Origin of the sequence: Bacillus sp. UMB0893 (assembly GCF_002858905.1) — a bacterium.
In the GTDB taxonomy this organism is placed as follows: Bacteria; Bacillota; Bacilli; order Bacillales; family Bacillaceae; genus Bacillus_P.
The window spans coordinates 155,753-182,315 of sequence record NZ_PKLB01000002.1 but is presented as its reverse complement, the minus strand read 5'-3'; the positions used below and the strand labels follow the sequence as shown (position 1 = coordinate 182,315).

Annotated in this window: 32 protein-coding genes and 1 riboswitch; of the genes, 27 read left to right on the top strand and 5 right to left on the bottom strand. The window is 38.0% G+C overall.

The genetic code is table 11. The annotated features are described in order from the left end of the window. Window positions 1-164 precede the first annotated feature (164 nt). Complete coding sequence (locus CYJ36_RS06550) at window positions 165-944, top strand: hypothetical protein (RefSeq protein WP_374702790.1); 780 nt, start codon at window positions 165-167, stop codon at window positions 942-944. Window positions 945-1,036: 92 nt separating this feature from the next. Here CYJ36_RS06550 and CYJ36_RS06545 read toward each other — a convergent pair whose 3' ends face one another. Next, window positions 1,037-1,486: a cupredoxin domain-containing protein gene (locus CYJ36_RS06545; RefSeq protein ID WP_101566044.1), complete on the bottom strand. Its 450-nt coding sequence runs from the start codon at window positions 1,484-1,486 to the stop codon at window positions 1,037-1,039. Window positions 1,487-1,628: 142 nt separating this feature from the next. Between CYJ36_RS06545 and CYJ36_RS23560 the strand changes: the two genes are divergently transcribed. Continuing rightward, window positions 1,629-1,793, top strand: coding sequence for a hypothetical protein (locus CYJ36_RS23560; RefSeq protein WP_180850156.1), 165 nt, complete (start codon window positions 1,629-1,631; stop codon window positions 1,791-1,793). A 49-nt stretch (window positions 1,794-1,842) separates the two neighbouring features. On the opposite strand, the gene CYJ36_RS06540 is transcribed toward CYJ36_RS23560, so the two are convergent. After that, window positions 1,843-2,118: a hypothetical protein gene (locus CYJ36_RS06540; protein ID WP_101566042.1), complete on the bottom strand. Its 276-nt coding sequence runs from the start codon at window positions 2,116-2,118 to the stop codon at window positions 1,843-1,845. A gap of 212 nt (window positions 2,119-2,330) precedes the next feature. Between CYJ36_RS06540 and CYJ36_RS06535 the strand changes: the two genes are divergently transcribed. The 24 genes from CYJ36_RS06535 (at window position 2,331) to CYJ36_RS06420 (ending at window position 24,020) form a co-directional block, all read left to right on the top strand. After that, window positions 2,331-3,587, top strand: a complete 1,257-nt coding sequence (locus CYJ36_RS06535) for a M20 family metallo-hydrolase (RefSeq protein ID WP_101566040.1) — start codon at window positions 2,331-2,333, stop codon at window positions 3,585-3,587. Window positions 3,588-3,707: 120 nt separating this feature from the next. Next, entirely contained in the window at window positions 3,708-4,481 is a 774-nt protein-coding gene (locus tag CYJ36_RS06530; RefSeq protein ID WP_308315268.1) for a diphthine--ammonia ligase, read from the top strand. A 76-nt stretch (window positions 4,482-4,557) separates the two neighbouring features. Beyond that, window positions 4,558-4,740: riboswitch (cobalamin riboswitch) on the top strand. 110 nt (window positions 4,741-4,850) lie between these two features. Then, window positions 4,851-5,414 (top strand): cob(I)yrinic acid a,c-diamide adenosyltransferase, encoded by a 564-nt coding sequence (locus CYJ36_RS06525; protein ID WP_101566038.1) that lies wholly within the window; start codon window positions 4,851-4,853, stop codon window positions 5,412-5,414. Beyond that, complete coding sequence (locus tag CYJ36_RS06520; RefSeq protein ID WP_257962408.1) at window positions 5,398-6,948, top strand: cobyric acid synthase; 1,551 nt, start codon at window positions 5,398-5,400, stop codon at window positions 6,946-6,948. The genes CYJ36_RS06525 and CYJ36_RS06520 overlap by 17 nt, the downstream gene beginning before the upstream one ends. Then, window positions 6,945-8,018 (top strand): nicotinate-nucleotide--dimethylbenzimidazole phosphoribosyltransferase, encoded by a 1,074-nt coding sequence (gene cobT, locus CYJ36_RS06515; RefSeq protein WP_374702783.1) that lies wholly within the window; start codon window positions 6,945-6,947, stop codon window positions 8,016-8,018. Before CYJ36_RS06520 ends, cobT begins: the two co-directional genes overlap by 4 nt. Window positions 8,019-8,034: 16 nt before the next feature. Beyond that, window positions 8,035-9,021 carry an ABC transporter substrate-binding protein gene (locus CYJ36_RS06510; protein ID WP_101566037.1) on the top strand — a complete coding sequence of 329 codons (987 nt, stop codon included), beginning with the start codon at window positions 8,035-8,037 and terminating at the stop codon, window positions 9,019-9,021. Beyond that, window positions 8,987-10,054, top strand: coding sequence for a FecCD family ABC transporter permease (locus CYJ36_RS06505; protein WP_257962407.1), 1,068 nt, complete (start codon window positions 8,987-8,989; stop codon window positions 10,052-10,054). The genes CYJ36_RS06510 and CYJ36_RS06505 overlap by 35 nt, the downstream gene beginning before the upstream one ends. A gap of 17 nt (window positions 10,055-10,071) precedes the next feature. Continuing rightward, window positions 10,072-11,439 carry an ABC transporter ATP-binding protein gene (locus tag CYJ36_RS06500; protein WP_180850114.1) on the top strand — a complete coding sequence of 456 codons (1,368 nt, stop codon included), beginning with the start codon at window positions 10,072-10,074 and terminating at the stop codon, window positions 11,437-11,439. Beyond that, a complete protein-coding gene (gene cbiB / locus CYJ36_RS06495) occupies window positions 11,423-12,382 on the top strand; it encodes an adenosylcobinamide-phosphate synthase CbiB (protein WP_101566033.1) in 960 nt (319 codons plus the stop codon). Before CYJ36_RS06500 ends, cbiB begins: the two co-directional genes overlap by 17 nt. A gap of 4 nt (window positions 12,383-12,386) precedes the next feature. Further along, window positions 12,387-13,448: a pyridoxal phosphate-dependent aminotransferase gene (locus CYJ36_RS06490; protein WP_101566031.1), complete on the top strand. Its 1,062-nt coding sequence runs from the start codon at window positions 12,387-12,389 to the stop codon at window positions 13,446-13,448. Next, on the top strand, window positions 13,445-14,026 hold the full coding sequence (locus CYJ36_RS06485) for a bifunctional adenosylcobinamide kinase/adenosylcobinamide-phosphate guanylyltransferase (RefSeq protein WP_180850112.1): 582 nt from the start codon (window positions 13,445-13,447) through the stop codon (window positions 14,024-14,026). Before CYJ36_RS06490 ends, CYJ36_RS06485 begins: the two co-directional genes overlap by 4 nt. Beyond that, window positions 14,023-14,787 (top strand): adenosylcobinamide-GDP ribazoletransferase, encoded by a 765-nt coding sequence (gene cobS / locus CYJ36_RS06480; RefSeq protein ID WP_101566027.1) that lies wholly within the window; start codon window positions 14,023-14,025, stop codon window positions 14,785-14,787. Before CYJ36_RS06485 ends, cobS begins: the two co-directional genes overlap by 4 nt. Continuing rightward, complete coding sequence (locus CYJ36_RS06475) at window positions 14,739-15,356, top strand: histidine phosphatase family protein (protein ID WP_101566025.1); 618 nt, start codon at window positions 14,739-14,741, stop codon at window positions 15,354-15,356. Before cobS ends, CYJ36_RS06475 begins: the two co-directional genes overlap by 49 nt. Then, window positions 15,308-15,724: a bifunctional adenosylcobinamide kinase/adenosylcobinamide-phosphate guanylyltransferase gene (locus tag CYJ36_RS06470; protein WP_180850110.1), complete on the top strand. Its 417-nt coding sequence runs from the start codon at window positions 15,308-15,310 to the stop codon at window positions 15,722-15,724. Before CYJ36_RS06475 ends, CYJ36_RS06470 begins: the two co-directional genes overlap by 49 nt. Window positions 15,725-16,053: 329 nt before the next feature. Further along, window positions 16,054-17,334, top strand: a complete 1,281-nt coding sequence (locus CYJ36_RS06465) for an MFS transporter (RefSeq protein WP_101566021.1) — start codon at window positions 16,054-16,056, stop codon at window positions 17,332-17,334. Between the two features lie 137 nt (window positions 17,335-17,471). Further along, window positions 17,472-17,831, top strand: coding sequence for an ArsR/SmtB family transcription factor (locus CYJ36_RS06460; protein WP_101566019.1), 360 nt, complete (start codon window positions 17,472-17,474; stop codon window positions 17,829-17,831). Further along, window positions 17,818-18,342 (top strand): SRPBCC family protein, encoded by a 525-nt coding sequence (locus tag CYJ36_RS06455; RefSeq protein WP_101566017.1) that lies wholly within the window; start codon window positions 17,818-17,820, stop codon window positions 18,340-18,342. Before CYJ36_RS06460 ends, CYJ36_RS06455 begins: the two co-directional genes overlap by 14 nt. Window positions 18,343-18,966: 624 nt before the next feature. After that, complete coding sequence (locus CYJ36_RS06450; RefSeq protein WP_441296220.1) at window positions 18,967-19,530, top strand: TetR/AcrR family transcriptional regulator; 564 nt, start codon at window positions 18,967-18,969, stop codon at window positions 19,528-19,530. 75 nt (window positions 19,531-19,605) lie between these two features. Continuing rightward, window positions 19,606-20,490 carry an ABC transporter ATP-binding protein gene (locus tag CYJ36_RS06445; protein ID WP_101566013.1) on the top strand — a complete coding sequence of 295 codons (885 nt, stop codon included), beginning with the start codon at window positions 19,606-19,608 and terminating at the stop codon, window positions 20,488-20,490. A gap of 6 nt (window positions 20,491-20,496) precedes the next feature. After that, window positions 20,497-21,294, top strand: a complete 798-nt coding sequence (locus tag CYJ36_RS06440) for an ABC transporter permease subunit (RefSeq protein WP_101566011.1) — start codon at window positions 20,497-20,499, stop codon at window positions 21,292-21,294. Window positions 21,295-21,339: 45 nt separating this feature from the next. Continuing rightward, on the top strand, window positions 21,340-22,137 hold the full coding sequence (locus CYJ36_RS06435; protein WP_101566009.1) for an ABC transporter permease subunit: 798 nt from the start codon (window positions 21,340-21,342) through the stop codon (window positions 22,135-22,137). Between the two features lie 407 nt (window positions 22,138-22,544). After that, a complete protein-coding gene (locus tag CYJ36_RS06430; RefSeq protein WP_101566007.1) occupies window positions 22,545-22,841 on the top strand; it encodes a hypothetical protein in 297 nt (98 codons plus the stop codon). Further along, window positions 22,801-23,388: a hypothetical protein gene (locus tag CYJ36_RS06425; protein ID WP_101566004.1), complete on the top strand. Its 588-nt coding sequence runs from the start codon at window positions 22,801-22,803 to the stop codon at window positions 23,386-23,388. The genes CYJ36_RS06430 and CYJ36_RS06425 overlap by 41 nt, the downstream gene beginning before the upstream one ends. Before the next feature lie 359 nt (window positions 23,389-23,747). Further along, window positions 23,748-24,020: an SDR family NAD(P)-dependent oxidoreductase gene (locus tag CYJ36_RS06420; RefSeq protein WP_257962406.1), complete on the top strand. Its 273-nt coding sequence runs from the start codon at window positions 23,748-23,750 to the stop codon at window positions 24,018-24,020. 43 nt (window positions 24,021-24,063) lie between these two features. Here CYJ36_RS06420 and CYJ36_RS06415 read toward each other — a convergent pair whose 3' ends face one another. Genes CYJ36_RS06415 through CYJ36_RS06405 form a run of 3 tightly spaced genes read right to left on the bottom strand, consistent with a single transcriptional unit; the run spans window position 24,064 to window position 25,317 of the window. Then, window positions 24,064-24,411, bottom strand: a complete 348-nt coding sequence (locus CYJ36_RS06415) for a DMT family transporter (RefSeq protein WP_101566002.1) — start codon at window positions 24,409-24,411, stop codon at window positions 24,064-24,066. 24 nt (window positions 24,412-24,435) lie between these two features. Next, window positions 24,436-24,765: a DMT family transporter gene (locus CYJ36_RS06410; RefSeq protein ID WP_101565999.1), complete on the bottom strand. Its 330-nt coding sequence runs from the start codon at window positions 24,763-24,765 to the stop codon at window positions 24,436-24,438. Between the two features lie 12 nt (window positions 24,766-24,777). After that, a complete protein-coding gene (locus CYJ36_RS06405) occupies window positions 24,778-25,317 on the bottom strand; it encodes a TetR/AcrR family transcriptional regulator (protein WP_101565997.1) in 540 nt (179 codons plus the stop codon). Between the two features lie 517 nt (window positions 25,318-25,834). Here CYJ36_RS06405 and CYJ36_RS06395 point away from each other — a divergent pair. Further along, window positions 25,835-26,230 (top strand): Ger(x)C family spore germination protein, encoded by a 396-nt coding sequence (locus tag CYJ36_RS06395; protein ID WP_101565993.1) that lies wholly within the window; start codon window positions 25,835-25,837, stop codon window positions 26,228-26,230. Window positions 26,231-26,563 lie beyond the last annotated feature (333 nt).

Here is a 26,563-nt window from a genome sequence, read left to right as displayed (position 1 = left end):
TGGAACAAAGCTATTTATTATTCAAACGTTTTTTGCCCCAAGAAGCTGATATTCTGGAACTGCATGATCCTGAAAATCGCAAAGCAATCCTATTTGCTGATATAGACGGAGATCAGGTTATGGAAGCAGCAGCTGCTTACAGCTATCATGGAGAACATTATGTGATGATTTTAAAAAACAATCATAACACGTGGTATCAGGCAGCAAATATGAAGGGGAACAGCCCTTACTTTGCAGATTTTTATTCGCGCAATCGTTTTTTTGCAGCTGAAGAAAAGGGTGATGTAACGGGGGATGGTATTCCAGATACCGTTTATCTTACTGCAAATCAAACCCCGGATAGTCCATTTCTCCAGAATATCACGCTTTTTATTAAGGATGGAAGAACCAATCAGGTTCAGCAAGTAAAACTAAAGCAAAATGCAGGATATGACCCCTCGATCTTTTTAGGTGATTTCACAGGCAATAATGTTGATGATATATTAGTAGTCATCAATTCTGGAGGCAGCGGCGGCATTATTTATGCATATGTCTTCTCATACGCAGACAATAAATTAGAACAGATTTTTGACTCTGAAGTATTTAATGAGAAATCCAAATATGAAGTAACCTATCAAGATCAATTTAAAGCCAAGGTCATAAGCTATAATCCTTCCAAAAAATATATCCTTGATTTGCAATACAAAGGGAAGGAATACCTGAATGAGATCTATGATAAGAACGGTATTTTAAAAAAACCTATAGAAGGCTGGGTAGCTCCTCTGTCTGGATTATACCCCGTTGACTTTGAACGTGATGGAATATTTGAACTCGACGCATATCAAAATATAGCGGGCAGATACAGTGCAGATGGGTTAGGATGGATGATGAATGTGCTGAAATGGAATGGACGGGAATTTGTGACTGACAGACAGAGTATAGCTATATTCGGTGAGGAAACATAGAAAAAAAGAGCTGAATGCCAGCTCTTTTTTTTGACAATTTTCTATAGAATTATTGAGTGTAATTAAGAATTCAGAATTCTGCAAAAAGAATTTTAATCAACAATCAAATAAGCAATCATCGGTACTCCTTGTCCGTGATGGGAATGCGTATCACAAATCAGACGATATATGCCTTCTTCTTCAAATTTTAACGGAATGACTGTCTTTGAACCTTTCTTCACAACCCCTGTTATATCCGTACCTTCTATACGGAAAGGGTGCTCGCTTCCATTTATCCCATGAATCGTGACTGTCACGTTTTCACCTCGGGGGATATAAATTGTTCCTGGATCCCACCTGTAGGCTTCAATTTCTTTTCCATCAGCTGTTTTTGATTTGAATTCTCCAGTCACCATATGAATTTCTAAATTCGTGCTGTCATTTTCAAGTTTTGCAGTCGGAGAAGTTATTGGATTGAAATAATACCAGCCGCCAAATCCAAGAATTACAAAAAGGGCTAATCCAAGAAAAATCCATTTCTTTTCAATTAAAACAAAGCGCATGTTTATAACCTCCCTATTAGTCTTTCTCTCATTTATATGAGAGGGAGGAGTAAAACTTGTCTTATCTTTTAGGGTTATTTTACTTTAAAAGGAATAGACCTTTTTATTTTTACAAAAGCTTGTAGAAAAGGAGTTGTTTATTATGAATAAAGAAAAGAAAGATTCGTTAATGAAAAACAAAGATAATCACGCTCATCCAAATTATCAAGACATTTCAGGGGATTCTATTGATGAACTTAGAAATGAAGAATCAGCGAACATTCTATTAGGCGGAGATGAAATAAAACAACAGAACGAGAATTTATAAACTGCATTTTAAAAGGTATGTCAAATTTGACATACCTTTTAAAATTATTTCATTCCTCATTAAAAAATTCGCTATTAAAAAGATTATAAGAGTCATCTTCATCCTCAGTTTTCAACGATGAATCCGAAGTATGGCTTTTTCTTCTTCGATTTAAATCTTTAAATTCCGCTTCAAGAAATTCTGCCTGATGATGCGATAGCTTTATTGTTACTTCATTATTATTTTCATCTGCAGCTTTCAGCAGAACATAGCTGTCTGCAGCATCCCGCAATGTGACATTGCTGAGAGTTAAATTCATGTGATTAAGTTCATATCTTGCTTTCATTCTCAAAAAGACCTCCAGTGGCCGCTTAGTTATAAATACTATTCTATATTTATCCTTCCAAAAGTACAATGAACGACTAATAAATCAAGGAATTAGACAAAATGTTAAATCTCATCTTATATGATCTGACATAACGAAACATGTAAAATGACGGTATTTTCGGGTACTATTAAGATAGAATATTCTATCAACTGTACGGAAAGGGGATTTCTATGGCAGAAAAAACACAGATAATAAATAAAGCAAGGCTGGAACAAAGAATACATACTCTCTCACAAATAGGAAAAATCAGTGAGACAGGTGTCTGCAGACTAGCTTTATCAAAAGAGGATAAGCAAGCCGTTGAAACAGTCAAACAGTGGATGGAAGACGCAGGTTTAACCGCCAGAATAGATCATTTTGGAAACCTGATCGGCCGATTAGAGGGAAGAAATTCTGAAGCCCCCATTTTAATGCTCGGTTCACATATTGACTCACAGCCTTATGCTGGCAGATTTGATGGAGTCATTGGTGTATTAGGCGCACTTGAAGCTGTTCAAAGAATGCAAGAGCTAAACATCTTGCCAAATATGCCGATTGAAATTGTTGCTTTTTGTGATGAGGAAGGATGCCGCTTTAATAAAGGGTTGTTCGGCGTTAGAGGAATGCTCGGAAAACTGGAAGAGGGTGAATTGGAACGGAAAGATAAAAATGGAATCACCAGAAGGCAAGCATTGGAGGATTTCGGCTGTGATCCGAGAAAGTTTATGGAATCAGAGTATCCGGCAGGAAGTATTTCTGCTTTTCTTGAAATGCATATTGAACAAGGTCCGATCCTTGAAGCGAAAAAAACACCAGTTGGAATTGTAACTGGAATTTCTGGACCATTATGGCTGACTGTGGAATTAGAAGGTTTCGCTGGACATGCAGGATCTGTACCAATGCATATGCGGCAGGATGCGTTAGTTGGTGCAGCCAAAATTGTTGTTGCCCTTAATGAATTAGCGGGCCAGGATGTGGAAGCACCAACAGTCGGTACAGTTGGAAGCATGAACATATTTCCTGACTCCAGAAACATTATTCCAGAGAAGGTCCAATTCACCATTGACTTAAGAGATATTGAGATTGAAAGACGGAATCAAATGGAAGAGAAATTAAGAAAAAAAATACATGACATAGCAGAATACCATGATTTAACCTATAAAATTATTGAAGATACAAATAGTGAACCCCGATATTGTTCTGAAAGAATTATGCAAGTCATGAGGAACGAAAGCAGTGAAATGGGATTAAAACCAATTGAATTAATGAGCGGACCCTTTCACGATTCACTGGCCATGTCCTACGAATGTGAATATGGAATGATCTTTGTTCGATGTAAAGACGGGATTAGCCATAATCCAAAAGAGTATTCAACAATGGAAGATATCTCACTTGGTGCAGAACTTTTGTATCGGACAGCAATAAAAATAGCGCTTGATAACGAATAGCCTCTTATCATTTTGCGGCATCTTTATCTGCAGACAATAATCGTCGGTATCCTAGTATTTAATAGGAGCTGACGATTTTTGTTTGTTAGATTCTTTACATAGGAATATTGAGATACTATTATGAAGATTAGGCTATCGATAAAACAGCTGAATTCAAACGTGAATTTAACGAAGAAAATGAATGATCCAACTATTGAAAGTGATGTGATGAATAGGATGGTAAAAAAAATCGCTCTATCATGGAGCGGCGGCAAAGATGGCTGTATGGCGCTCCATAAGCTTATACAACAAGGTCATGAGATTGTTTGTCTAATAACAACTGTACCAGCAGAGATCGGAAGAACGTTTGGCCATGGAGAAAAAATGGAAGCCATACAGTTTCAAAGCGAGGCATTAGGAATTCCGGTCCATTTCATAGAATGCACATTTGAAGGATATACGCAGAGTTTTATAGACGCACTTAAACACTTGAAGAAAAAATACAGCCTTACAAGTGCAGCTTTCGGGGATTTATATCTAGATGAACACCGCACCTGGGGAGAAAAGGTTACAGACTCAGCGGGAGTAGAAGCACTTTACCCGCTATGGATGGAGAAAAAGGAAGCAGCGCAAGCTCTTCAAGCATTTGCAAACAGCGGATATAAAGCAGTCATCATAAGAACTCAGAATGATGTGCTTGATGATACATGGCTTGGCAAGGAAATTGATCAGGAACTAATCGAAAGAATGCACTCACAGCCGATATGTCCTATGGGTGAGGCAGGTGAGTATCATACCTTTGTGTTTGATGGGCCATTATTTAAAAAGACGATTGAACTGAGATTTGGAGAGAAACTTCAAATGGAGACAACAACGCGCCTCGAGCTTGAGGATTTAACAATGATCTCTAAATAACCTGAATCAGATATTCTTTTGGAAGGCAAAAAAGAATTTGATGACATTTCCAGATGAATAGATTACAATGAACAAAAAAATATGATTCTTTAAAAGTGCCTAATTGCTAGGATAATAGGGAAACCGGTGAAAATCCGGTGCAGCCCCCGCTACTGTAAACGCAGATTCGTTTGAAATGCCCACTGACTTGAAGAGTCGGGAAGGGTCAAACGGAAATGAAGCGTGAAGCCAGGAGACCTGCTTTTAAAGTTTTTGCTTGTTTTTCGGTGGGAAGAATAAGTCAGGAACCCTTATTGTGCGTTTTATTTAGCTTATTAAAGGCCTTGACTGACTTCAGTTCAAGGTCTTTTTTATATTTATTATTAAAAGATGGGAGATGGATGGGTAACAGTGAATGATCAAAATGGAAGAATACTTGTTTATACGGGGAATGGCAAAGGTAAAACTACGGCAGCCATTGGACTTGCCGTTCGGGCGATTGGAAGAGATATGAAAGTCTCCATGCTGCAATTTATTAAATCACCTGATAGAACCTATGGAGAAAAAAATGTACTTGAAAAACTAAACGGTGCAGAAATCCATCAGCTCGGCGTTGGATTTACATGGACAAAAACACCTGATGAGCACCGGCAAGCGTTAAAATCTGCATGGAATCTTGCTAAGGAAAAAATTATGTGCGGGAAGTATAATCTCGTCATTCTCGATGAAATCAATAATGCACTGGCGATACATACTTTTCCGATAAATGATGTACTGCCGATTGAGGAAGTCATACATACGATTAAAAATCGTCCTCCACATGTTCATGTTGTTCTTACAGGAAGAGATGCAAAAGACGAAATAAAGGAGATCGCTGACCTTGTGTCTGTGATCAATGTGGAAAAGCACTACTATGATGAAGGTGTAGAGGCGATTTATGGGATTGAATATTGAGGCTTCGGATGAACAAGGTCTTTCTAAAACAATGAAGCTGATGATACAGGGCACACACTCCGATGCCGGTAAAAGCATGCTGGTCACTGCACTTTGCCGAATTTTTTATCAAGACGGATTTAAAACAGCACCTTTCAAATCACAAAATATGGCCTTAAACTCTTATATTACGAAAGATGGCAAAGAAATTGGCAGAGCCCAGGGTGTGCAGGCGGAAGCGGCTGCTATTGAAGCTACGACCGATATGAACCCTATTTTGATCAAGCCTTCCAAAGAAATGGAATCCCAAGTGGTTTTTCATGGGAAGCCATTTGCCAATATGAAAGCTGCCCAGTATAGAGAAGATTTTTTTCAAATAGGTTTGCGTGCGATTAAAGAGTCACTTCTAAATCTATCAAAAGACTATGAAGTTATCGTTATTGAAGGGGCTGGTTCTCCTGCTGAAATCAATTTAAATGATCGCGAGCTCGTAAATATGAGAGTCGCAGCTCTTTCAGATGCTCCTGTGATCCTAATTGGCGATATTGATAAAGGCGGCGTCTTTGCCAGTCTCGTAGGAACACTCCAGCTTCTTTCTCCAGAAGACCGAAAGCGGGTGACTGGAGTCGTCATCAATAAATTCAGAGGTGATCTATCATTGCTTCAGCCTGGACTAGACTGGTTTGAGGAGTATACTGGTCTTCCTGTGCTTGGGGTGATTCCATTTTTGCCTGATCTTGAAATTGATGGTGAAGATTCACTAGTGCTAAACCAGTATTCGCAAGGAACAAATAATGAGGCTGAGCTGGATATTGCGGTTCTCTCTTACCCAAGAATGTCTAACTTTACAGATATTGATCCATTAAGACTGGAGCCAGATGTAAATATCAGGTTTGTAAAAAAAGCTTCGCAGTTTGGAAATCCGGATTGCATTATTCTTCCGGGAACAAAAAACACGGCAGAAGATTTATTGTTTTTACAGCAAACAGGGCTCCTTGAAAAAATAAATTCTTCTTTCAAAAAAGGAATCTATATCGCAGGAATCTGCGGAGGCTTTCAAATGCTCGGGGATAAACTGATTGATCCAAATGGCATTGAATCCATTTATCAAGAGCTTGACGCAATCGGTATTTTCCCTATTCAAACAACATTATTTGCTGAAAAGAAAACAATCCGATCAGAAGGAATTTGTGCCATAAAAGATTATGAAAGCCTCCCTTTAACTGGATATGAAATACATATGGGACAATCGGAAACGCTCCAGCCCACCGAACCCTTTTCCGTTCTTTCAGGTGAAAATGAAGGCTGCTCGCTTCATAATGGACAAGTAATCGGTACGTATTTGCATGATGTTTTCCATAACGATGAGTTTAGAGGAGTCTATTTAAATAATCTTCGCGTGAAAAAGGGTTTAATTCCGATTGAGCGCTCGCTCCGTTTCCGTCAATTCAAGGAAAACGAGTTTGACAGACTGGCCGATCACGTTAGAAGTTCTATTAATATGAAAACCATTTATGAAATGATGAAAACGTTTAAGGAGGTGAAAAACCAGTGACTGATATATTTAAGCTAATTGCTGCAATAAAGCCAGTAAATAAACAAAAAGGATCTGAAGCATTTAAACACATAAATACGTTAACTAAACCGGTTAATAGTCTTGGAGCAATTGAAAAGGTTGCAGTGCAGCTGTCAGAAATCACGGCAAGCCTTATTCCTGAAGTATCGCCTCCTGGAGTCATCGTCTTTGCAGCCGACCATGGTGTTGCAGAGGAAGGTGTTTCTGCCTATCCTCAAGAGGTCACAGCTCAAATGGTGATGAATTTTTTAAGCGGGGGAGCAGCCATCAATGTATTTACAAAGCATGTGAATGGCTTATTAGAAATTGTCGATGTTGGAGTAAAAGCTGACATCCCTGGTGTTCACTCAGTAAAGATTGGCTATGGAACAAAGAATTTTGCCATTGAACCTGCCATGACAAGAATGGATGCTATTCGTTCGCTAGAAGCTGGCATGGAAAGTGCAAAAGCCATGATTGAAAAAGGAGCAAAGCTTTTAATTGTTGGAGAAATGGGGATTGGTAATACGGCATCAAGCAGTGCAGTCGCAGCAGCATTCAGCGGATTGCCTGCAGAAGAGCTCACAGGGACAGGAACAGGCATCCAATCAAAGCAAGTTGCACACAAAGCAGAGGTCATTAACAAAGCGCTTCACTTTTTAAAACCTAATGCCAATGACCCGATAGACGTTCTTTCTAAGGTTGGAGGTTTTGAAATTGGCGCAATGGCTGGAGCAATGCTTTTTGCGGCATCGAAAAAGATTCCGATTCTATTAGACGGTTTTATTTGCACAACATCTGCCCTCATTGCATCAAAACTAAATGACCATTTGCGGGATTACTTGATTGCAGGTCATCTATCGGTTGAACCTGGACATCTTCATGTTCTCAATTTATTAGGAAAAAAGCCGCTTCTCTCTTTAGATATGAGGCTTGGTGAAGGCAGCGGGGCAGTACTGGCATATCCTTTAGTTGAAGCTGCCACAAAAATGGTAAAGGAAATGGCGACCTTTGATCATGCAGGTGTGTCAAAGGAAAGCATTGCAGAAAAGAAAGAGACAATTAAATAAAAGGCGGGAATTATGAATGAAAACGATTTTCGGTAAATATTTTAGTATTTTTGCACTAATTATGGTTTTATTAGCGGGGATTTTAACTGGCTGCACCCAGGGAGAAGAAACTAAAGAAGCAAGTAAGAGCGTGGACCAGACTGAGCAGTCAAAAAGCAAGGAACAGGCCTATCCGGTTACCGTTACAGATGATATTGGGAAAGAGGTAACGTTAGAAGAAAAGCCTGAAAAAATCGTATCATTGCTGCCAAGCACGACAGAAATTCTTTTTGCACTTGGCCTTGAACAAGAGATAGTTGGTGTTTCAGATTACGATAACTATCCTAAAGCTGCATTAGAGAAAGAAAAAGTTGGAGCACAGGACTTAAATGCAGAGAAAATTTTAGCATTGCAGCCAGATGTAGCTTTTTTACAGGATTACCATGCCCAAAATCATGGAGAAATCATTAAGCAGTTTGAAGCAGCAGGAATCAAAGTTTTTATTGTTGGCTCACAAAATTCATTTGAGCAGGTTTATACAGCAATCCGAACAGTAGGGAAAGCCACTGGAACTTTAGATAAAGCAGATGAAATCATTTTGGACATGAATAAAAAAGTCGAAGTCATTAAGAAAAAAGCAGAAGCAGTCAAAGAACAAAAACGCGTTTGGATTGAGGTCTCTCCTCAGCCGGATATCTTTACTACAGGCAAGGGGACATTTATGAATGAAATGCTTGAAATAATTCATGCTGATAATGTCGCAAAAGCAGAAGAAGGCTGGGTGAAAATGGACGAAGAAAAAACCGTGAGCAGCAATCCTGATGTAATCGTAACAACATATGGTTATTACGTAGAAAATCCTGCTGATCAAGTCCTGAACCGCAGCGGATGGAAGGAAGTAAAAGCTGTTCAAAATAAACAGGTATTTGACGTAGACAGCGATATGGTTACTCGTCCTGGCCCGCGTTTAGCAGCTGGAGTTGAGGAGCTTGGGAAACTCATTTATCCAGATATTTTCAAGTAATAAGAATCGATTGCTGATTCTATTTTCAGCAGTCTTTGCAATCACCAGTATGATCATAGCAGTATTTATTGGGGCGGTTTCTGTAACCGTCCCTGATATTTTCAAAATTATTGCAGGCAAAATACTCAATATCCAGCTGTATCAAGGAGAACAAAGCACAGAGATGATCATTTGGGAAATACGGTTTTCTAGAGTGCTGCTCGCTTTTTTTGTAGGAGCTTCTTTATCACTTGCCGGTGCTGCCTTTCAGGGCCTGCTGCAGAATCCGCTTGCAGACCCTTATACAATTGGTGTTTCATCAGGAGCTTCCTTAGGTGCCGTTATCATCATATTTTTTCAAATCCAAATTACGATTTTAGGCAGCTTCACATTGCCGATCGTTGCCATCCTCTTCGGTATGATCATTTTGTTAATTGTCTTTGCCCTTACACATTTGGCAAGCGGTAAGCTTACGAATGAAACCATTATTCTTGCCGGCATTATCATCTCTTCATTTATTAGTGCCTTTATTTCCTTGCTGATCGCCTTAATTCCAAGGGAAGACATCAGTCAAATCCTATATTGGATTATGGGAAGTGTCGCCATGCGGGGGTGGGGGCATGTTCAATTATTGGTGCCGTTCTTTATTATTGGTGCCATTATCATCCTGTTTCATTTCCGCGAACTTAATAATATGGCATTAGGTGAACAGTCAGCACTTTACTCAGGAATGAATGTAAAGAGAAAAAAAACAATGATCTTATTTGCAGCATCCATTTTAACAGGAAGCGCTGTAGCCGTATCTGGAGCAATAGGCTTTGTTGGACTTGTGATCCCTCATCTAGTGCGTCTTTTAGCAGGTGCAAATCATCGGATTGTACTCCCGCTCTCGATGCTGTTCGGAGGAGGATACCTTGTTTTGGCCGATCTTCTTGCCCGTTCTGTCATTTCGCCTAAAGAACTTCCTATTGGAGTTGTCACCGCGTTAATCGGCTCTCCGATATTTACCCTTTTGCTCATAAAAAATAGAAAAAAGAAAATGGCACACCTCTAAATGAAAGAAGGATGTATATGTTACAAGTTAAGAACCTGACAGGAGGATATGATCATAAAAAAGCGGTCGTACGGGACCTTTCCTTTGGAATTGAAAGGGGCCATTTTTTCGCCTTATTAGGTCCGAATGGCAGCGGAAAAACAACGATTATTCGCCTGATCATGGGAGCATTGCCTGTTCATAGCGGAGACATGATTCTGGATTCAAAGCCAATTGCTTCTTTTTCACAAAGAGAGCTTGCTAAAAAAGCAGCGGTCATGACACAGGAAAACGAAGCCGGTCTTGATTTTACAGTAGAAGAGATTGTCATGCTTGGAAGGTATCCCTATCAAAAATCGCTGTTTTTTCAAGAAAGCACAAACGCTGATAAAAAAGCGGTAGAAGATGCTATGGTTCAAACCTCTGTATGGGAATATAGACAACGCCCCTATCATTCTTTAAGCGGAGGGGAAAAACAAAGAGTTCTTTTGGCAAAAGCATTGGCCCAGGAGCCTGAACTGCTATTATTGGATGAACCGACAAACCATCTGGATGTAAAGCATACGATGGAGCTCTTGGATTTATTGAAAAAGCTTCAAAAAAGCACGAACCTGACAGTCCTTGCAATCTTACATGATATTAATCTTGCATCCCTATATGCTGATAAGGTTGGATTACTGAAAAACGGCGAGTTTGCAGGAATATACGAGGGTTTACATTTAAAGAATGAAAGTTCATTCACTGATGTGTACGAAGTAAACATGAATTTCACTTATCATCCCTCTGTTTCGAAAACACAAATTTCACTTGCTCCTGATTATATTCATGAGGGGAATTCAGATCTTATGTCTGCAGTCCAAGTTAATAAGATGGCGCATTCAACATATGTAAATCTGAATCAGGCTTTCAGGACCCTCTCAGCAGGTACTAATGGCAAGGGTTTTACCTGGAGCAAACAATGGATATTTACCCATGATGAAATAGCTGACAATGAAGAATCGATCGTTTTCACAAGCAGAGAACCGCATATGTTATGGTCTATAACAGAAAATTCGCGTGAGTCAAATCCTGAATCGTTAAGTCAAAATCACATCATCAAGAACCAAAGCAGGTACTCCTTTATAGTCATTGTGTCTTATTCTCCTCTTGATCTTGATATACATATCGCTATATTGACTGATGCACCTCTTATGGATCGAGACCTTATTAACTTATCTCTCAAATTGAATGAATTGAAGATTCAGTCCCAAAAAACCAATGGAACAAGCTCCAAAATTGCCATCGGTGTGCGAAAAACTCCCAATGCCCCAAGACTTACAGATTTAGATGGCATCTTTGAATCAGCTGGAGAACTGCTGAAAACGGCATTAAAAGGTTTGAGGGAACAGCATGTTTCTATTCGCTGAACAAACCGCATTGCTGATTCTGCTAAGTGTGCTGCTTGATTTAGCTATAGGAGACCCAAGACGGATTCCTCATCCTGTTGTTTTGTTTGGGAAACTCATTTCCATTATGGAAAAAGTTTGGAATAAAGGAAACAGGAAAAAGTTCAAGGGAATAATCCTCGCATTTCTATTGCCTTTATCTGTGTTTATTTGTTCGTATATTTTATTAAAACTACTGTATTCAACCCATTTCTTTCTTGGATGGATCTTTGAGGTTTATCTCATTTCAACAACAATCGCCATCAAGGGGTTAAGGGATGCTGCTATTGAAATTTATAAGCCGCTAATTGCAGGTGACCTGACTGAAGCAAGAAAAAAGCTTGGTTTTATTGTAGGCCGAGAAACCGTTCATCTTCCTTCCTCAGAAGTTGTCAGAGGAACTGTAGAAACAGTTGCTGAAAACACAGTAGATGCGATTATTTCTCCGTTATTCTTCGCTATCATAGGGGGTGCACCACTTGCGCTCGCATACAGAGCCGTAAACACACTCGACTCAATGGTTGGATACAAGAATGAGAGATATATTGACTTTGGGTATGGTTCAGCCAGACTTGATGATGTTCTGAACTGGATTCCGGCACGTATTTGCGCAGCTTGTATGTGGATAAGCAGTTTATTCTTGAAGCAAATGAGAAAAGCACATGCGATACATATCACGAAAAGAGATGCACCAAAGCATCCCAGTCCAAACAGCGGCTGGCCTGAAGCAATGACAGCCGCTCTGCTGGGAGTACAGCTTGGCGGAATCAACATTTATGGCGGAGCGATTTCCGAGCGTGCCAAATTGGGTGAGCCGCTGGAACCTCTTACTTCTATACATATAAAAAAAGCAATCACAATCATGAACGGGGCATGGATTATTTTTCTATCAGTATATTTCATCATTTTGGCAATTGGGAGGTAAGAAAATGTGGCCACAGCATGGAGGGAAATCTGCAAGTATACAAGCTGTTCTTCAGAAGAAAGGGATTACGAAGAAAGAATTCCTCGATTTTAGTGCAAATTTAAATCCTTTGGGAACACCTGGCGAAATGATAAAGGTCATGCATAAGAGCATCGATCTTCTCAGCAGTATCTATCCGGATCCTGAATATCCAGAAGAGAGAGAAATTCTGGCTGAATTTGAAGGTGTAAAAGAGAAGAACCTTCTGCTGACCAATGGAGGAGCAGAAGCCATCTTTCTTGTTTCCAAGATGTTTCAAAACGGGAAAGCCGGTATTCTCCAGCCTACGTTCAGCGAATATGAACGCGCATGCCTTAGTCATGATGTGAAAGTCTTCAATCTGCGATTTGAGGATATTAAAAATGGGAAGAAAGAACAATGTGATGTCCTATTCCTGTGCAGACCTAATAATCCCACAGGAGAGATGATTGAGAAAAAATCGATTCAGAAGCTGTTAAAAAACACTCTGCTAAATGGAATATATGTAGTAATCGATGAAGCTTTTATTCATTTTATAGACAAGCAAGATGAGAGCTTAAAAGATTTGCTGGAACACTATTCAAATCTCATTATTATTCGATCACTTACAAAAATTTACGCTGTACCTGGAATAAGGTCCGGTTATATTTTGGCTAATGAAACGATTATTAAAAAGCTGAGAGCCTTGACGACTCCATGGAGCGTCAACTGCGTTGCACTGTCAATGATTCATGCCCTGCCTCATACATATGATCACCTTGAAGAAACAAAACAATGGCTTAAAGAAGAATGGCGCTGGTTAAAAACCGAACTTCTGGCCCTTAACTTCAATCCATCTGAAACAAAAGTGAATTTTTATTTGCTGAATGATCCGAAACTTGAAAACCATGAGCCATTGTTATTGTTTCTTGCAAATGAAGGGATCCTTGCGAGGCATACAAATAATTTCCCTCTAATAGAAGGTTCGTCTGTTCGTCTTGCAATTAGATCAAGGGAAGAGAATAGGGTGCTGCTCACTGCTTTGAAAAAATGGAGAAACCATTTATGATTACATTTATTTCTGGAGGAGCACGGTCAGGGAAAAGCTCATTGGCAGAAAAACTAGCTGTGGAAGTTTTTGAATCATTAAAAGATGGCAGACTTTTCTACATTGCCACTGCTGCTAAAAATACGGGAGAAGAAATGGCTGACCGTATTGCTATACATAAGCATGACAGAGGAGATATTTGGGAAACAATTGAAGAGCCATATTACATTGATGAAGCAATAGATGAATTACCAGAAGGATCGGTCATACTTATTGATTGCTTAACCGTTTGGACGAGTCATTTGATGTTTAGTGAAAACCTATCACATACTGCTATATTTAAGCGTTTAGAATCGGTGCTATCCATAGCAGAAATTAGATCTTTTTCACTGTATATTGTTTCAAATGATGTGAATGAAGGGGTACCTATTCATGATTTGCATGTAATGCGCTATATCAGCTGTCTTGAGGCTTTACATAAGCATATTGTAATAGCGTCCGACACTGTTATAGAAACGGTTTGCGGTACACCAATCATTTGGAAGAAGAATGGTGTATTAAGTCCTTATGTTTCATTGGCAGAAGGAGAGCAGATATGAAAAATGTTTTATTCGGAGCTGTTCTTGCGCTGCAGTTTTTAACTAGAATTCCGTTACCTGTGAATTGCCCAATTGATGATAAAACGCTGAAGTGGGCACTACGGTTTTATCCTATGGCAGGATTCGTAATAGGCGGATTTCTGTATTTGCTGTATCTTTCATTAAACAATTTCATACCGCTTTATTTGATGACATTGATCCTTCTGACTCTGTGGGTATTCTTAACTGGAGGTCTTCATTTAGACGGAGTGATGGATGTTGCTGATGCAGTCGGTTCAAATGGCAGCGCGGAAAAAAAGATTGAGATTTTAAAAGACTCTCGTGTTGGCAGTTTTGCCGTGCTTGCCGCTCTTTTTTTACTGATTTGGAAATTTATGCTGCTGTATTCTATTTTAGATTTTGAGAATGAAAATAACGGGGTATATCTTATTTTCATTCCTGTGATTTCAAGGTTTCAGGCATTATTGCATCTGTATCTTTTTGAACCCTTTCAAAAGACAGGAATGGCATTCTATTGGAAGAAGCATTTATCAAAATTGGATATCGTGATGGCTGCTTGCTGGCTGCTTCCTTTCATAATTTTCCCAGTGGAATTTATGGTGATATTCATTTTGCAGCTCTTTTTTTCTTTTTTATTCGGAAGGTGGGCTTCCAGCCATTTTAATGGAATAAACGGAGACACTGTCGGTGCATCAATTGAGGGGGCTGAACTATGGAATCTTGCCGTTCTTTACAGCTTGTTATTATCAGGCATAGTATGACAAGCTGGAATAAAGAGAAAAAGTATTTAGGCCACATGGATCTACCCGTTTTAAAAGACTCGCTTTTGAGCTATGAATCTCTTAAGCGTTACTTATCACAAGGGCTTCCTGATGCTGTATATTCAAGTGACTTATTGCGCTGTCAGCAGACCGCAGATTTTTTGTATCCTGATACACCGTTTCTTACTGATGAACGGTTAAGGGAACTGGACTTTGGTGAGTGGGAAGGCCAAACGTACGATGAACTGAAAAATGATTCTCACTATTCATATTGGCTGCAGCACTGGGAAAAAACCAGCACGCCAAATGGAGAAAGTGGTGAAGAATTTCATAAACGAATTGCATCTTTTATAAATGACATTTTAAATCAGAACGTCAAAAGCATAGCTATTATTACACATGGTGGAGTCATTAGGAAGATAGTGTCTGAACTGATTCAGGATTTGTCTTATTGGGACGTTGCTGCACCTTTTGGACAAGCGGCTGTCTTACATTTACAAAAAGAAGGGGGAGAGTGGAGGTGCATCTCATTATCGGCGGAGCCTGCAGCGGCAAAAGGAAGTTTGTAAAAAGCAAATGGAATGATGCAGCATGGGTTTCTTCATACGAAGGACAGCAATTATCTCATACTTGGGAGCTTAATAATTCCAAAACGCCACTTGTTTTAGAGGGGTTTGAAAATTGGATTATGAAAGAGATCAAGTTAAAAAGGGATCATTATGAAATTAGGGAAAGCTATCGGCTTCATATGAAAAACCAGCTCGATTTGGACCGTGAAGTGATTATCATAATGCTTGAGATTGGAAGGGGCATTGTCCCCATATCTGAGCAAGAGCGAAAATTGAGGGATGTTTTAGGATGGATCCAGCAAGATACCGCTGCATTGTGTGAAGAGGTTTATTATTTGTGGCACGGGATGGCAAAAAAGATGAAATAATACTTGGCAAAAGTGCTGGCGAAACAGCACTTTTTTTAATCAATAAATAAATTTTGACATTATATGGATTTATCTATTGAAAATAATATATAATTTTCATTGGTAAAAGAAAAACAAATTCTTTATAAAAAAAGTTGGATTATTTACATGGAAATAGGAGGGACTTCTTGTAGGGAAGCAGAATATATAAGTCGACTCATTTTAGGACGCCAATTCGTTTGAAGTCTTAACTTGCAAAAGAAAGGGGATCATGTTAACTATTTACATTTCTTAATAGAAAAATAGCTATCAACGCAACAATTTTACAAGCTGGAAAGGCATGATAATACATGGAAAAATACACAAATGATGCTGTTTCACTGCAAGAAAAGCCTTCAGGAAATCTATTTGCAAATCGAATCGTCCTTGCAATAATGGGCTCTAACTTTTTATTGCAGCTAGGCATTTGGATCCGAAATTTTGCAATTTTATTGTATGTTACGGAACTAACGAATAACGATCCCGTATATGTATCACTCATTTCAATTGCAGAGTTCGCACCAATTTTTATCTTTTCAATCATTGGAGGGACATTTGCTGACAGGTGGAAGCCTAAACTAACCATGGTATGGTGTGATATACTGTCAGCGCTGTCAATCTTTATCGTATTATTAACACTTATTTACGGTTCATGGCACGCCATCTTTTTTGCAACACTGGTTTCAGCGATTTTGTCACAGTTCTCAATGCCTTCTGCAATGAGGCTGCTAAAACAGCACGTACCAGAAGAGCAATTGCAATCTGCGATGGCCATCTTTCAATCCTTAATGGCTGTTTTCATGGTCATTGGACCAGTAATCGGCACAATAGTCTATCAGTCTTACGGTATCTACACCTCAATTATTGTGATGGGTGTTATGTTCCTGTTATCTGCTGCCGTATTAACGTTCCTTCCGCGTGATCTTGAAAAAGAAAAAACGGATGAAGTAAGCAGCTTCAAGAAGGAACTTGCAGATGGCTTCCGTTATGTAATGGGTAAAAAGGTTCTTACAACAATGGGCGGAATCTTCGCCGCTTGTGGCTTAGCAGTAGGACTGATCTCTCCGCTGATGATCTTTATTACCATCGAAAACCTGGGGTTGTCCAAAGATTATCTGCAGTGGCTGATCATGGCTAATGGAATCGGAATGCTTGCCGGAGGCGGTATTGTAATGGCTTTCTCTAAAAAAATCTCGCCGCAAAAGCTACTGGCAATCGGTATATTCACAAGTATGATCTTTACCATCAGCATCGGCTGGTCAACGAGCTTTCCGCTCACGATCGCCTTGCAGCTGTTAAACGGCATGTTTTTCCCATGTATTCATATTGGGATTAATACACTAATTCTTAAAAACACGGATGAATCCTTTGTTGGCCGTGTGAACGGAGTACTGAACCCATTATTTATGGGAATGATGGTAGCCGGAATGTCCGTTGCTGGACTGCTTAAAAACCCACTATCTCTATCAGGCGTTTACACGGTTTCAGGAGTCTTGTTCTTAATGGCAACACTGCTAATTCTTCCGCTATTCAAATTAAAAGAAGATGCTATAGTTTCCAAGCAAGTTGTGCATGTGGGCGAAGAAAGATAAGGAATAATAAGGAACGTGCTCCCCATTCATCTGGGAGCATTTTTTTGTGTGTTGAAGAAATTTTCAAATAAAATTAAATATTCCTTTATGAGAATATTCACTTTGGGTTATATTTAAAATAGAAAGGAGAATGGATGATGGGCATGAACATTACAGCAACTTTGAATGCACTTGCAGAGCCCAACCGACAGCGAATTGTAGAATTATTGCGTGATGGTCCGCTTACTGTGGGAGAAATTGCTGAACGGCTTCATCTGCTTCAGCCTCAAACGTCCAAACATCTCCGTATTCTCAGCGAGTCTGGCCTTGTAGAGGCAGAGGCGGCTGCCAACCGGCGAATTTACAAGCTGCGGGCACAGCCATTTCAGGATCTCGAAGGATGGCTTGATTCCTTTCAGCGTGTCTGGCACGATAGGTTAGACAGACTTGATGATTATTTGCAGGAATTAAAGGATAACGAGAAGAATGACAAAGGAATGAATCATGTCAACAAATAAAGGGATTGTAAATATGACTTCACGTGTCGAAGGCAAAGAACTTATTATGGAGAGAACATTCAATGCACCAAGGGAGCTTGTTTTTAAAGCATTCTCAGATTCCAAGCATCTTGCCAGCTGGTGGGGACCGCAAGGATGGAAAACAGAAAATAAAACGTTTGAATTTAAACCTGAGGGTGTCTGGCATTACTGTATGCGCTGTGAGGATAATAACCAGGGTGAATTTTATGGGATGGAATCATGGGGCAAAGCTACCTACAAAGAAATTGTTGTCCCTGAAAAAATTGTCTATGTCGATGCATTCTCCGACAAAGATGGCAGCACATCAGATCAAATGCCAGAAATGATCATTACTATGCTGTTTGATGATAAAGGCGAACTAACAAAACTAACAATACGTTCTCAGTTATCTTCAGAAGAAGAACTGAAGAAAATTGTTGAAATGGGAGTCGTTGAGGGAATGTCTTCTCAATTTGACTGTCTCGATGAAATCCTAGAAACATTAAAATAGGACTGAAGAAAAGAAGTTGCAGCAGCAGCTTCTTTTTTAAATTGAAAAACTGAAATGTTTATTTGAAAAATGATTTGTTATTTAAGTGTTTTCTGCACCTAAAGTAAAAGAAGTTCGGCTTCATAAAATGACCTACAAAATAAAACATGATAGATTTTCATTTAAAAAGCAGGTGCTTTTAGGTCTAAATATATTGACAATAAAGCACCTGCTAAAATTTCGAAAAAGCTGATCCTGCATATTTTCCAATGCTGTGTATAAGCTATCCGTTCTAACCCAACTATTAATAAAACAAAATAATTAAATCTCGAATTCGAGATTTTTACCTTGATTTCTTTTCAATTGAGTAGTAAACAATACCGATTAAAAATAGAGAAAGTCCATTTTTATCAACTAACAGCAATGGGAGAAGCAATAGATTTGCAGACAGAGCGACATTTTCATTTCTTTTGAAAAAATATAGCTTGATCACTATTGACCAGAGAGGTCAACAGAATTACAATGAAATTGACCGATATGGTCAACAACCTAGTGAGGACCAATGTAGAAAGAGGGCTGCTTAGCATGTTTTCAAAATTTTTGAATCTGGATAAGGAAAAACAAGATCGTATCATAAATGCAGCAATGAAGGAATTTGCCCAGAACGGATATGATAAGGCATCAACAAATGAAATCGTCAAGGAAGCGGGAATATCAAAGGGATTGTTATTCCATTATTTTCAAAATAAAAAGCAATTATATTTATTTTTGTATGATCACGTGATCGATATTTTAATGGAAAAAATTATGGAAAGAATAAACTGGGATGAAAAAGACATATTTGTCCGCTATCGGCAAATCGCATTGCTGAAAATCAAAGTATATCAAATTTATCCTGAAATGTTAAACTTTGTTAAGTCACTTTATAAAGACACCTCCCCTGAAATAAAAATCGATATTAACCTCAGGGCGAAAGAATTATTGGATAGTTCCTACAATAAATTATTTTCCGATATTGATCTTTCCAAATTTAAAAAAGGGATCGATATCAAAAAGGCGATCAACATAATTAATTGGACATTGGAAGGTTTCGCCTATCAAATGCAAGATAAAGTATTGTCCCAATCCCTGGAGAAAATCGATAGCGAAGAGACAATGGCAGAAATGGAAGAATACCTAAAAATACTAAGAAATTCTTTATATGAGTAAGGAGGTGATCAATCATATTACAGAATTGGTCATACCGTATTAGTGAGGGAAGAGAAAAAAGGGAGGTATTACTAAATGAACGTAATAGAAATTAAAAACCTAACCAAAACTTACGGCAAGGCGAGAGGGATATCCGATATTAGTTTTACTGTTGAACAGGGTGAGATTTTCGGTTTTATTGGACCAAACGGCGCTGGGAAATCGACAACGATCCGTACGCTTTTATCACTCATCTATCCTACAAGCGGCAGTGCAGCAATTTTTGGAAAGGATTGTATACAATCAGCTCCTGAAATTAAAAAGGAAATCGGCTATTTACCTTCAGAAGTATTTTATTATGAAAATATGAAAGTAAAAGATTTATTAAAATATTCAGCTAGCTTTTATAAAAAAGATTGCAATAAGAGAATAAGAGAATTGGCTGAAATCATGGACTTGGACCTTAATAAAAAAATTGATGACCTCTCTTTAGGAAACAAAAAGAAGGTCGGAATTGTTCAAGGGCTTCTTCATGAGCCGAAGCTGATCATTCTCGATGAACCTACGAGTGGACTTGATCCTCTCATGCAGCAAAAATTCTTCGAATTGCTTGAGGAAGAGAATAAAAAAGGCGCCACAATACTTTTTTCTTCTCACATCTTAAGTGAGGTACAGCGATTATGTAATCGTGTTGCCATAATTAAAGAGGGGAAAATCGTTACAGTTGAGAAAATCAGTACTTTACAAGAAAACACCTATAAAAAATTCAAAATTGAAGCAAATTCAATGTTTGAACAAAATTATTTTAATCTAGCGGGTGTCAACAATTTAGAGGTAAAAAATAATGTTGCCAGCTTTATATTTAAGGGAAATATCAATACGATTATGAAAAAAATAGCCGACATAGAAATCACGAATCTTTGGATAGAAGAGCCGGACCTTGAGGAGATCTTTATGCATTACTATGAAAAGGAGGCCTAAGACCCTATGAATATATTTTTGCATGAATTGAAGGCGTATCGGAAGTCTACGATTATATGGTCGCTATCGTTAATTGCGATCATCGTCATTTTTATGTCGATGTATTCTTCATTTGCAGCGGATGCAGAAGGTTTTATGAAAATTTTGGAGAGTTATCCAGAGGCGATAAGAAATGCGCTCGGATTTAATCAAGAAAATTTCTTTACTATTCTCAAATTCTATAGCTTCCCACTATCTTTTATTACTCTTTGCGCAGCAATCCAGGCGATGAATCTCGGTACTTCCATTGTCAGCAAGGAAGTCCGTGAAAAAACGGCGGACTTTTTGCTGACGAAGCCTGTTACCCGGACTAAAATTTTGACAGCCAAGTTATTGGCAGCATTCGTTTCAATTGCCATGACGAATATTGTTTATTTTGCTGCAGCCAGCTTTGTGGCAATACAAGTTAAGACCGATGATTTTAGCTTGAAAACGTTCTTTTTGCTTTCGCTTACGATTTTTTTCATTCAAATGATTTTCCTGGCTTTAGGAATCATCATTTCCGTTATGGTCCGAAAGATCAAATCTGTCCTGACAGTATCGCTTGCTTCCGTCTTTGCATTCTACTTTCTGGGAATGTTCAGTGATACGACTGGGGATGAAGTGAAACGTTATTTTTCTCCTTTTAAATATTTTGACACCGCCTATATTATTAAACATTCGAGCTATGAAGCTTCATTTTTGATTGTTGGTGCAGTCATTATTATTCTTGCCATTTCAGCTAGTTATGTCGTCTATACCAAGAAGGATATCCATGCTGTATAAGAATTTTGGCTATGCATATAGAGAGCTAATCGGAGGGGTTTGGTCATGAATATATATTTAAAAGAATTGAAGTCTCATCGAAAAGCGCTTATCTTTTGGAGCATCGGTGTTTTTCTTTTGGTTGCATCTGGAATGGCTAAATATTCTGCCTATTCGTCATCAGGCCAATCGATTAATGATCTGATGGCTGATATACCAAAATCGCTGAGGGCAGTATTAGGTTTCAGTACTTTGGATTTATCGAAGGCCAGCGGCTACTATGGCATGCTATTTCTCTATTTGCTATTAATGGCAACTATCCATGCGGCGATGCTGGGAGCAACGATTATTGCCAAAGAAGAGCGGGACAAAACGTCAGAGTTTTTATTCGTAAAGCCAGTATCAAGAAGTGCCATAATTACGGCAAAATTATTGGCATCATTTACCAATGTTGTGATCTTTAATCTCGCAACATTTGCTTCGTCGATTATTCTTTTAGGGAGATACAGCGAGGGTGAAGCGGTTAATGGTGAAATCGCCATCTTAATGTCTGCTATGTTCATTTTGCAGGTTTTGTTTATGGTAATCGGCAGCGCGCTGGCTGCGGTAAAAAAGAATCCAAAAACGGCTGCATCAGCAGCTGCTGGAATCCTTTTACTTACGTATATGTTATCAATCATTCTTGATTTGAATGAGAACATTGAAGGCATAAGATACTTTACACCATTCAAATATTTTGAAGCGAAAAATGTAATGTATGGCGGCGGTTTCGAAGCAAGCTTTGTCATTTTGTCTATCGTGTTAATTGCGGCGCTTTCGATTGTGACCTATGTTTTTTATAAAAAAAGAGATCTGAATGTATAGCAAAAATAGACTGAGATTTTCAGTCTTTTTTTATAATTGTTGGGCACCTAGGCCCAGATTTTGAAATAAATAAATAAAATACTTAATAAGAAATCGTGTTCAACAATTGGGCATTCTTGAATAAAAGATATAGAATTGTTAATTGAATTGCCTAAGAATAGCATCATACCCAAAATTTAATTATATAGGTAAAAAAATCATGTCACTTTTGATAAGGGACATGATTTTTTTCATGATTGATTAGTAATTGCGCCATTTTAAAAGCTTTATTGGTTTGTTTAAATTTAAGGTGATAGTTAAACAATAAACCATTAGCACTTGAATATGAACCACTTAAAGAAGGTAAATACATTGTTTCTTATATCGGTACAGGCGTAGATGGTAAAACATATAAAATCGATAATGACATGGTGATCGATAATACTGGTCCAACACTCGAATTTGATAAGAAAACAGGAATCAAAGAACTTACAAGTTCAGATTTAACAAATGAAAGTTATGACGGACAAGATTATACAGCATATTGGGTGTATGGAAAATTGTATGATGATACGATTGACTATTTAAAAAGCAGAGGACATGACATCACTCAAGAGGCAAATACCGCGTTCGCTTATCAAGATTCATATTGGCCAACAGCTCAATTTTCCCCAAATGCAAATGGTGAATTTAAAACAGCTGGAAAATCTTGCAAAGAAAAATAATTGGACTATTCGTGTTGCAAAGCCACAAATTACAGAAAGCACTTGGTCTAATATTTCAGCATTTGCTGTAGATATTTCAGACAAAAAGACACAATTACCAGTTTCAATTAATGATGATATTGATTTATTAGATATCAAATTAAAAGTAGCCGATGACCATAATTACATGGCAGAAAGTTCATTCTATTATCAAGAATCTTCCTATCAAACAAGCTCTGGCAGTAAGTTTACTCTACCGACATTTGCTGAAAAGTTTAAATTTATTTCTAAACACTCATGGTTCGAAGGGCACTTTCATGGTGAAGCAGTTAATTTGGATAATTATGATTTAGACTATTCAAAGATTGGGACAAAAGCTTATCTAGTAGATAAAAATGGAAAAAAGTATCCTGCTGATATTTCAGAGAGTGGGTATATGACGATAACGGATATTCCTGCAACGAGTGATGAATACATGTCCATCAATCCATACTTCCCAACTTCCAAAAAACCAGTTGGAAAAACTAAGGATTTAACATTAGAAGCATTGAAAAAAAGATTTAATTAAGAAGAAGGGTGCCTAGGATTAAAAGGCACCCTTTTTCAATTGTGCATGTCGTAAAAATGGACTAATTTAGGAAGAAATAGAAGAGAGTATAACAAAAGCTACTTGATGCAGCGAAAAACGATTAGCGGGTAAACCAGACTTTTCTAACAGATGCGTAAAATTCAATGAAGAAATCTTGGACCCATTTTCTGCTTTAACCATACAACACATTTAAAGAAGAATACGATGATATTGTGAAGGATTGTACTTAAATTAACGGGACATGTTAGTTCAGAAATCGGTAAAGTTGACCATGTTCGGTTTGCCCTTCCTGCTATTGGGAACAATAAATTGACATGTTTCGAATGGAGGAATTTAACATGAGCAAAACAATTTTCATTACTGGTGCAGGCACCGGGCTCGGCAGAGGTGCAGCAATTAGACTTGCCAAAAAAGGCCATCGGGTGATTGCAACTACAGAGCTGACTTCTCAAAAAACAGACCTACTGCGGGAAGCAAATGACTTGGAACTGGATATAAAGGTGATTAAAGTCGATATTACGAATCCTTTGGATCTGGAACAAATTGAGAAGTATGATTTTGAGTCTGGTGAGGAGAAACCTACAATAACAAAGAAATTAGCTCAAAATTGAAGAATTCAAATATAGGACAAAGTTAATTAGAACCATCACACCTTTAGCTTGATGGTTTCATCCCTTTTTCTGGACTACTAGAAGCATTTAATAAAATTACGCCTCCAATTATTAATACTAAACCAACTAAAGAAAAAAAACTAAATGGGTCTCGCCATAACAGTACACCTATTAACGCTGTTAAAGCTGTACCTATTCCTGCCCAAATAGCGTAAGCTAAACTTAACGGAATTGTTTTAAGACATAATGATAAACAATAAAACGCTAATCCAAAACCAACAATAACTCCAATGGAAGGGAATAAATTAGTAAATCCTTCTGACAATTTTAGCATTGTCGTACCAAATACTTCGCTGATTATAGATATTCCTAAAGCGATATAACCTTTCATTATATATTACCTCCATTCAAAAGATTAATGAGAGTCACCACTTGAAAGTTTTAAAACAACAACTCCACCGATAATTAGGACTAAACCTAAAATTTTTTTTAGATTAAAACCTTCTTTATAAACGATAACACCGACTAATGCCGTTAAAGCTGTTCCTACACCTGACCATATAGCATAAGCAGTACCCAGTGGAATTGTTTTAAGAGATAATGATAAGCAATAAAAAGCAATACTCATTCCAATTAATACACCGATGGAAGGAAACAACTTTTTAAATCCTTGTGATACTTTTAGCATCGAACTACCAAATACTTCACTTATAATGGCTATTGCCAAGAAAACGTATGAATTCAAAATCGTTTCCTCCTATTTTGTCATATTTACTAATTTTTGAAGTACTTTTTCACGTAATTTGTCATCTAAGGGAGCTATATTAAACAGTTCTGAGTAATAAAGACCATCTATTGCTAGTCGAATAATAGTTGCTGTTACAGGGTTTATACGATCCTGTTCCACTTTGTTTTGCACATGCTGATAACTTTTGGAAATACCTTCTGATAAATCTGGATTTAACATAGAAGCAGCGATTATTCCTATATTTAACTCGGCACTATGTTCCAAATCCCATTTTGATGCTTGAATTAAAGCACGGCACCATTTGCCTTTTTCTATTGGGTCATTCTTAGCGTGTTCATCAAAAGCAATCGTGAATTCTTCGAAAATATATTGTGCTAATCCTATCAATAAAGCTTCTTTATTTGGGAAGTGATATAATAATCCGCCCTTACTAATTCCAGCTTGTTTTGCCACAGAATCCAAAGTTAATGCATTAAAATCATGATTGAGAATAAATTCTGCTGCAGATTTTAAGATATGATGACGCTTTATTGCAGCTTTTGATTCCATATGTGTCACTCCTCAAAATAACGGCCAAGATGATTTTTATTAATTGTACCGTCCAGACGGTTTTTTTGTCAAACTGCTGCTGCTATGCTATTCACCAAGCGAGGGCATGCCATTGATTTTGAAGCATAGACTTTTCATAGAAATTTTTTTCAAATATTGGGTGGCAATTTTGTTTCCTTTTGTTATGGCAATTGATGGAATCAACTTAAACTGGCTGATGTTCAACAGGGTAACCATGTTCTTTTTGATGAGTCTGATTACTTTTATCATGCTGTTCATATCATTGGTCCTATGGATGATGGTTAGGATTGTACATACATGAATCCCTTCCATTAAACCTCATTATCTTGTAATCGCACTCTCTGCACTTATCTACCTCATTTGTTTATTCATTCCTAATTGGAATGATATTGAACGCTTATTTGTATGGAATACATTTTTGAGATTCTATGTTAAATGAGTGCAGTGCCAATTTCAGTATTGTTCCTTGGAATCAGGTCAAGAAAGGAGAGGCAGAATGGGATTGAATATACGATTTATCTTTATGATCATGATATTATTTTTGACTGCCACCTTGAGCGGTTGTTGGGATATCAAGGATATCAATCATCGTGTCATGCCTGTTGTATTAGGCATTTCCAAGAAGGGGGAAGACTATAAAGTTTTTCTGCAGATTCCCCAGCCTATACAGGATTCTATTCAGATCAGGATTGTTACAGGTATTGGAAAAACGGTCAACGAAGCAGTAAATAATATTAGTGTAAATATGGAGAGCAGCGTCGACTTGCTTCATGTAAAGGTCATTGTAATCAATAAAGCTTTAGCCGAAGAGGGAATGAATGACCTTTTCGGGGGGGGGGACGTTCATAAGGTCCAGAGAAATTCCTGCAAAGTCCCTGGTTACCATATGTGATGATGACATTGACCAATTTTTCCCAGTATGAAACAGGTTGAACCAGAAGGGACCACACTTTTGGATTTCTTTGAAAAAAATGCCGGATGGGACCCAAGGATTGATTTGACGTGGGTTTGGCAGGTTTACAGAAGTATTCACTCTTACACTCGTGATGTTGCCATTCCTATGATAAGTCTAGGGGAGACTACTTTAGTAAAGCTCAGGTCGGCTGTGATAAAAAATGGTAAGTTGGTTGAAGTAATCCCTATCCTATAATAACATTCTATATAAAGTTTTAAAGTATGGTGGCTTGAAATTAAAAACCTATTAGCGTGTTTTTCAACGTGCTTT

What these genes read in the sequence shown, in the direction of transcription:
- cobS (WP_101566027.1), top strand. Translation starts at nt 14,023, where the DNA reads ATGAAAAATGTTTTATTCGGAGCTGTTCTTGCGCTGCAGTTTTTAACT.
- CYJ36_RS06485 (WP_180850112.1), top strand. Translation starts at nt 13,445, where the DNA reads ATGATTACATTTATTTCTGGAGGAGCACGGTCAGGGAAAAGCTCATTG.
- CYJ36_RS06490 (WP_101566031.1), top strand. Translation starts at nt 12,387, where the DNA reads ATGTGGCCACAGCATGGAGGGAAATCTGCAAGTATACAAGCTGTTCTT.
- CYJ36_RS06475 (WP_101566025.1), top strand. Translation starts at nt 14,739, where the DNA reads ATGGAATCTTGCCGTTCTTTACAGCTTGTTATTATCAGGCATAGTATG.
- CYJ36_RS06440 (WP_101566011.1), top strand. Translation starts at nt 20,497, where the DNA reads ATGAATATATTTTTGCATGAATTGAAGGCGTATCGGAAGTCTACGATT.
- CYJ36_RS06540 (WP_101566042.1), bottom strand. Translation starts at nt 2,118, where the DNA reads ATGAAAGCAAGATATGAACTTAATCACATGAATTTAACTCTCAGCAAT.
- CYJ36_RS06530 (WP_308315268.1), top strand. Translation starts at nt 3,708, where the DNA reads ATGAAGATTAGGCTATCGATAAAACAGCTGAATTCAAACGTGAATTTA.
- CYJ36_RS06535 (WP_101566040.1), top strand. Translation starts at nt 2,331, where the DNA reads ATGGCAGAAAAAACACAGATAATAAATAAAGCAAGGCTGGAACAAAGA.
- CYJ36_RS06550 (WP_374702790.1), top strand. Translation starts at nt 165, where the DNA reads ATGATTTTAAAAAACAATCATAACACGTGGTATCAGGCAGCAAATATG.
- CYJ36_RS06445 (WP_101566013.1), top strand. Translation starts at nt 19,606, where the DNA reads ATGAACGTAATAGAAATTAAAAACCTAACCAAAACTTACGGCAAGGCG.
- CYJ36_RS06395 (WP_101565993.1), top strand. Translation starts at nt 25,835, where the DNA reads ATGGGATTGAATATACGATTTATCTTTATGATCATGATATTATTTTTG.
- CYJ36_RS06465 (WP_101566021.1), top strand. Translation starts at nt 16,054, where the DNA reads ATGGAAAAATACACAAATGATGCTGTTTCACTGCAAGAAAAGCCTTCA.
- cbiB (WP_101566033.1), top strand. Translation starts at nt 11,423, where the DNA reads ATGTTTCTATTCGCTGAACAAACCGCATTGCTGATTCTGCTAAGTGTG.
- CYJ36_RS06520 (WP_257962408.1), top strand. Translation starts at nt 5,398, where the DNA reads ATGGGATTGAATATTGAGGCTTCGGATGAACAAGGTCTTTCTAAAACA.
- CYJ36_RS06525 (WP_101566038.1), top strand. Translation starts at nt 4,851, where the DNA reads ATGGGAGATGGATGGGTAACAGTGAATGATCAAAATGGAAGAATACTT.
- CYJ36_RS06415 (WP_101566002.1), bottom strand. Translation starts at nt 24,411, where the DNA reads ATGAAAGGTTATATCGCTTTAGGAATATCTATAATCAGCGAAGTATTT.
- CYJ36_RS06435 (WP_101566009.1), top strand. Translation starts at nt 21,340, where the DNA reads ATGAATATATATTTAAAAGAATTGAAGTCTCATCGAAAAGCGCTTATC.
- CYJ36_RS23560 (WP_180850156.1), top strand. Translation starts at nt 1,629, where the DNA reads ATGAATAAAGAAAAGAAAGATTCGTTAATGAAAAACAAAGATAATCAC.
- CYJ36_RS06450 (WP_441296220.1), top strand. Translation starts at nt 18,967, where the DNA reads ATGAAGGAATTTGCCCAGAACGGATATGATAAGGCATCAACAAATGAA.
- CYJ36_RS06460 (WP_101566019.1), top strand. Translation starts at nt 17,472, where the DNA reads ATGGGCATGAACATTACAGCAACTTTGAATGCACTTGCAGAGCCCAAC.
- CYJ36_RS06420 (WP_257962406.1), top strand. Translation starts at nt 23,748, where the DNA reads ATGAGCAAAACAATTTTCATTACTGGTGCAGGCACCGGGCTCGGCAGA.
- CYJ36_RS06510 (WP_101566037.1), top strand. Translation starts at nt 8,035, where the DNA reads ATGAAAACGATTTTCGGTAAATATTTTAGTATTTTTGCACTAATTATG.
- CYJ36_RS06545 (WP_101566044.1), bottom strand. Translation starts at nt 1,486, where the DNA reads ATGCGCTTTGTTTTAATTGAAAAGAAATGGATTTTTCTTGGATTAGCC.
- CYJ36_RS06405 (WP_101565997.1), bottom strand. Translation starts at nt 25,317, where the DNA reads ATGGAATCAAAAGCTGCAATAAAGCGTCATCATATCTTAAAATCTGCA.
- CYJ36_RS06430 (WP_101566007.1), top strand. Translation starts at nt 22,545, where the DNA reads ATGGTGATCGATAATACTGGTCCAACACTCGAATTTGATAAGAAAACA.
- CYJ36_RS06500 (WP_180850114.1), top strand. Translation starts at nt 10,072, where the DNA reads ATGTTACAAGTTAAGAACCTGACAGGAGGATATGATCATAAAAAAGCG.
- CYJ36_RS06455 (WP_101566017.1), top strand. Translation starts at nt 17,818, where the DNA reads ATGTCAACAAATAAAGGGATTGTAAATATGACTTCACGTGTCGAAGGC.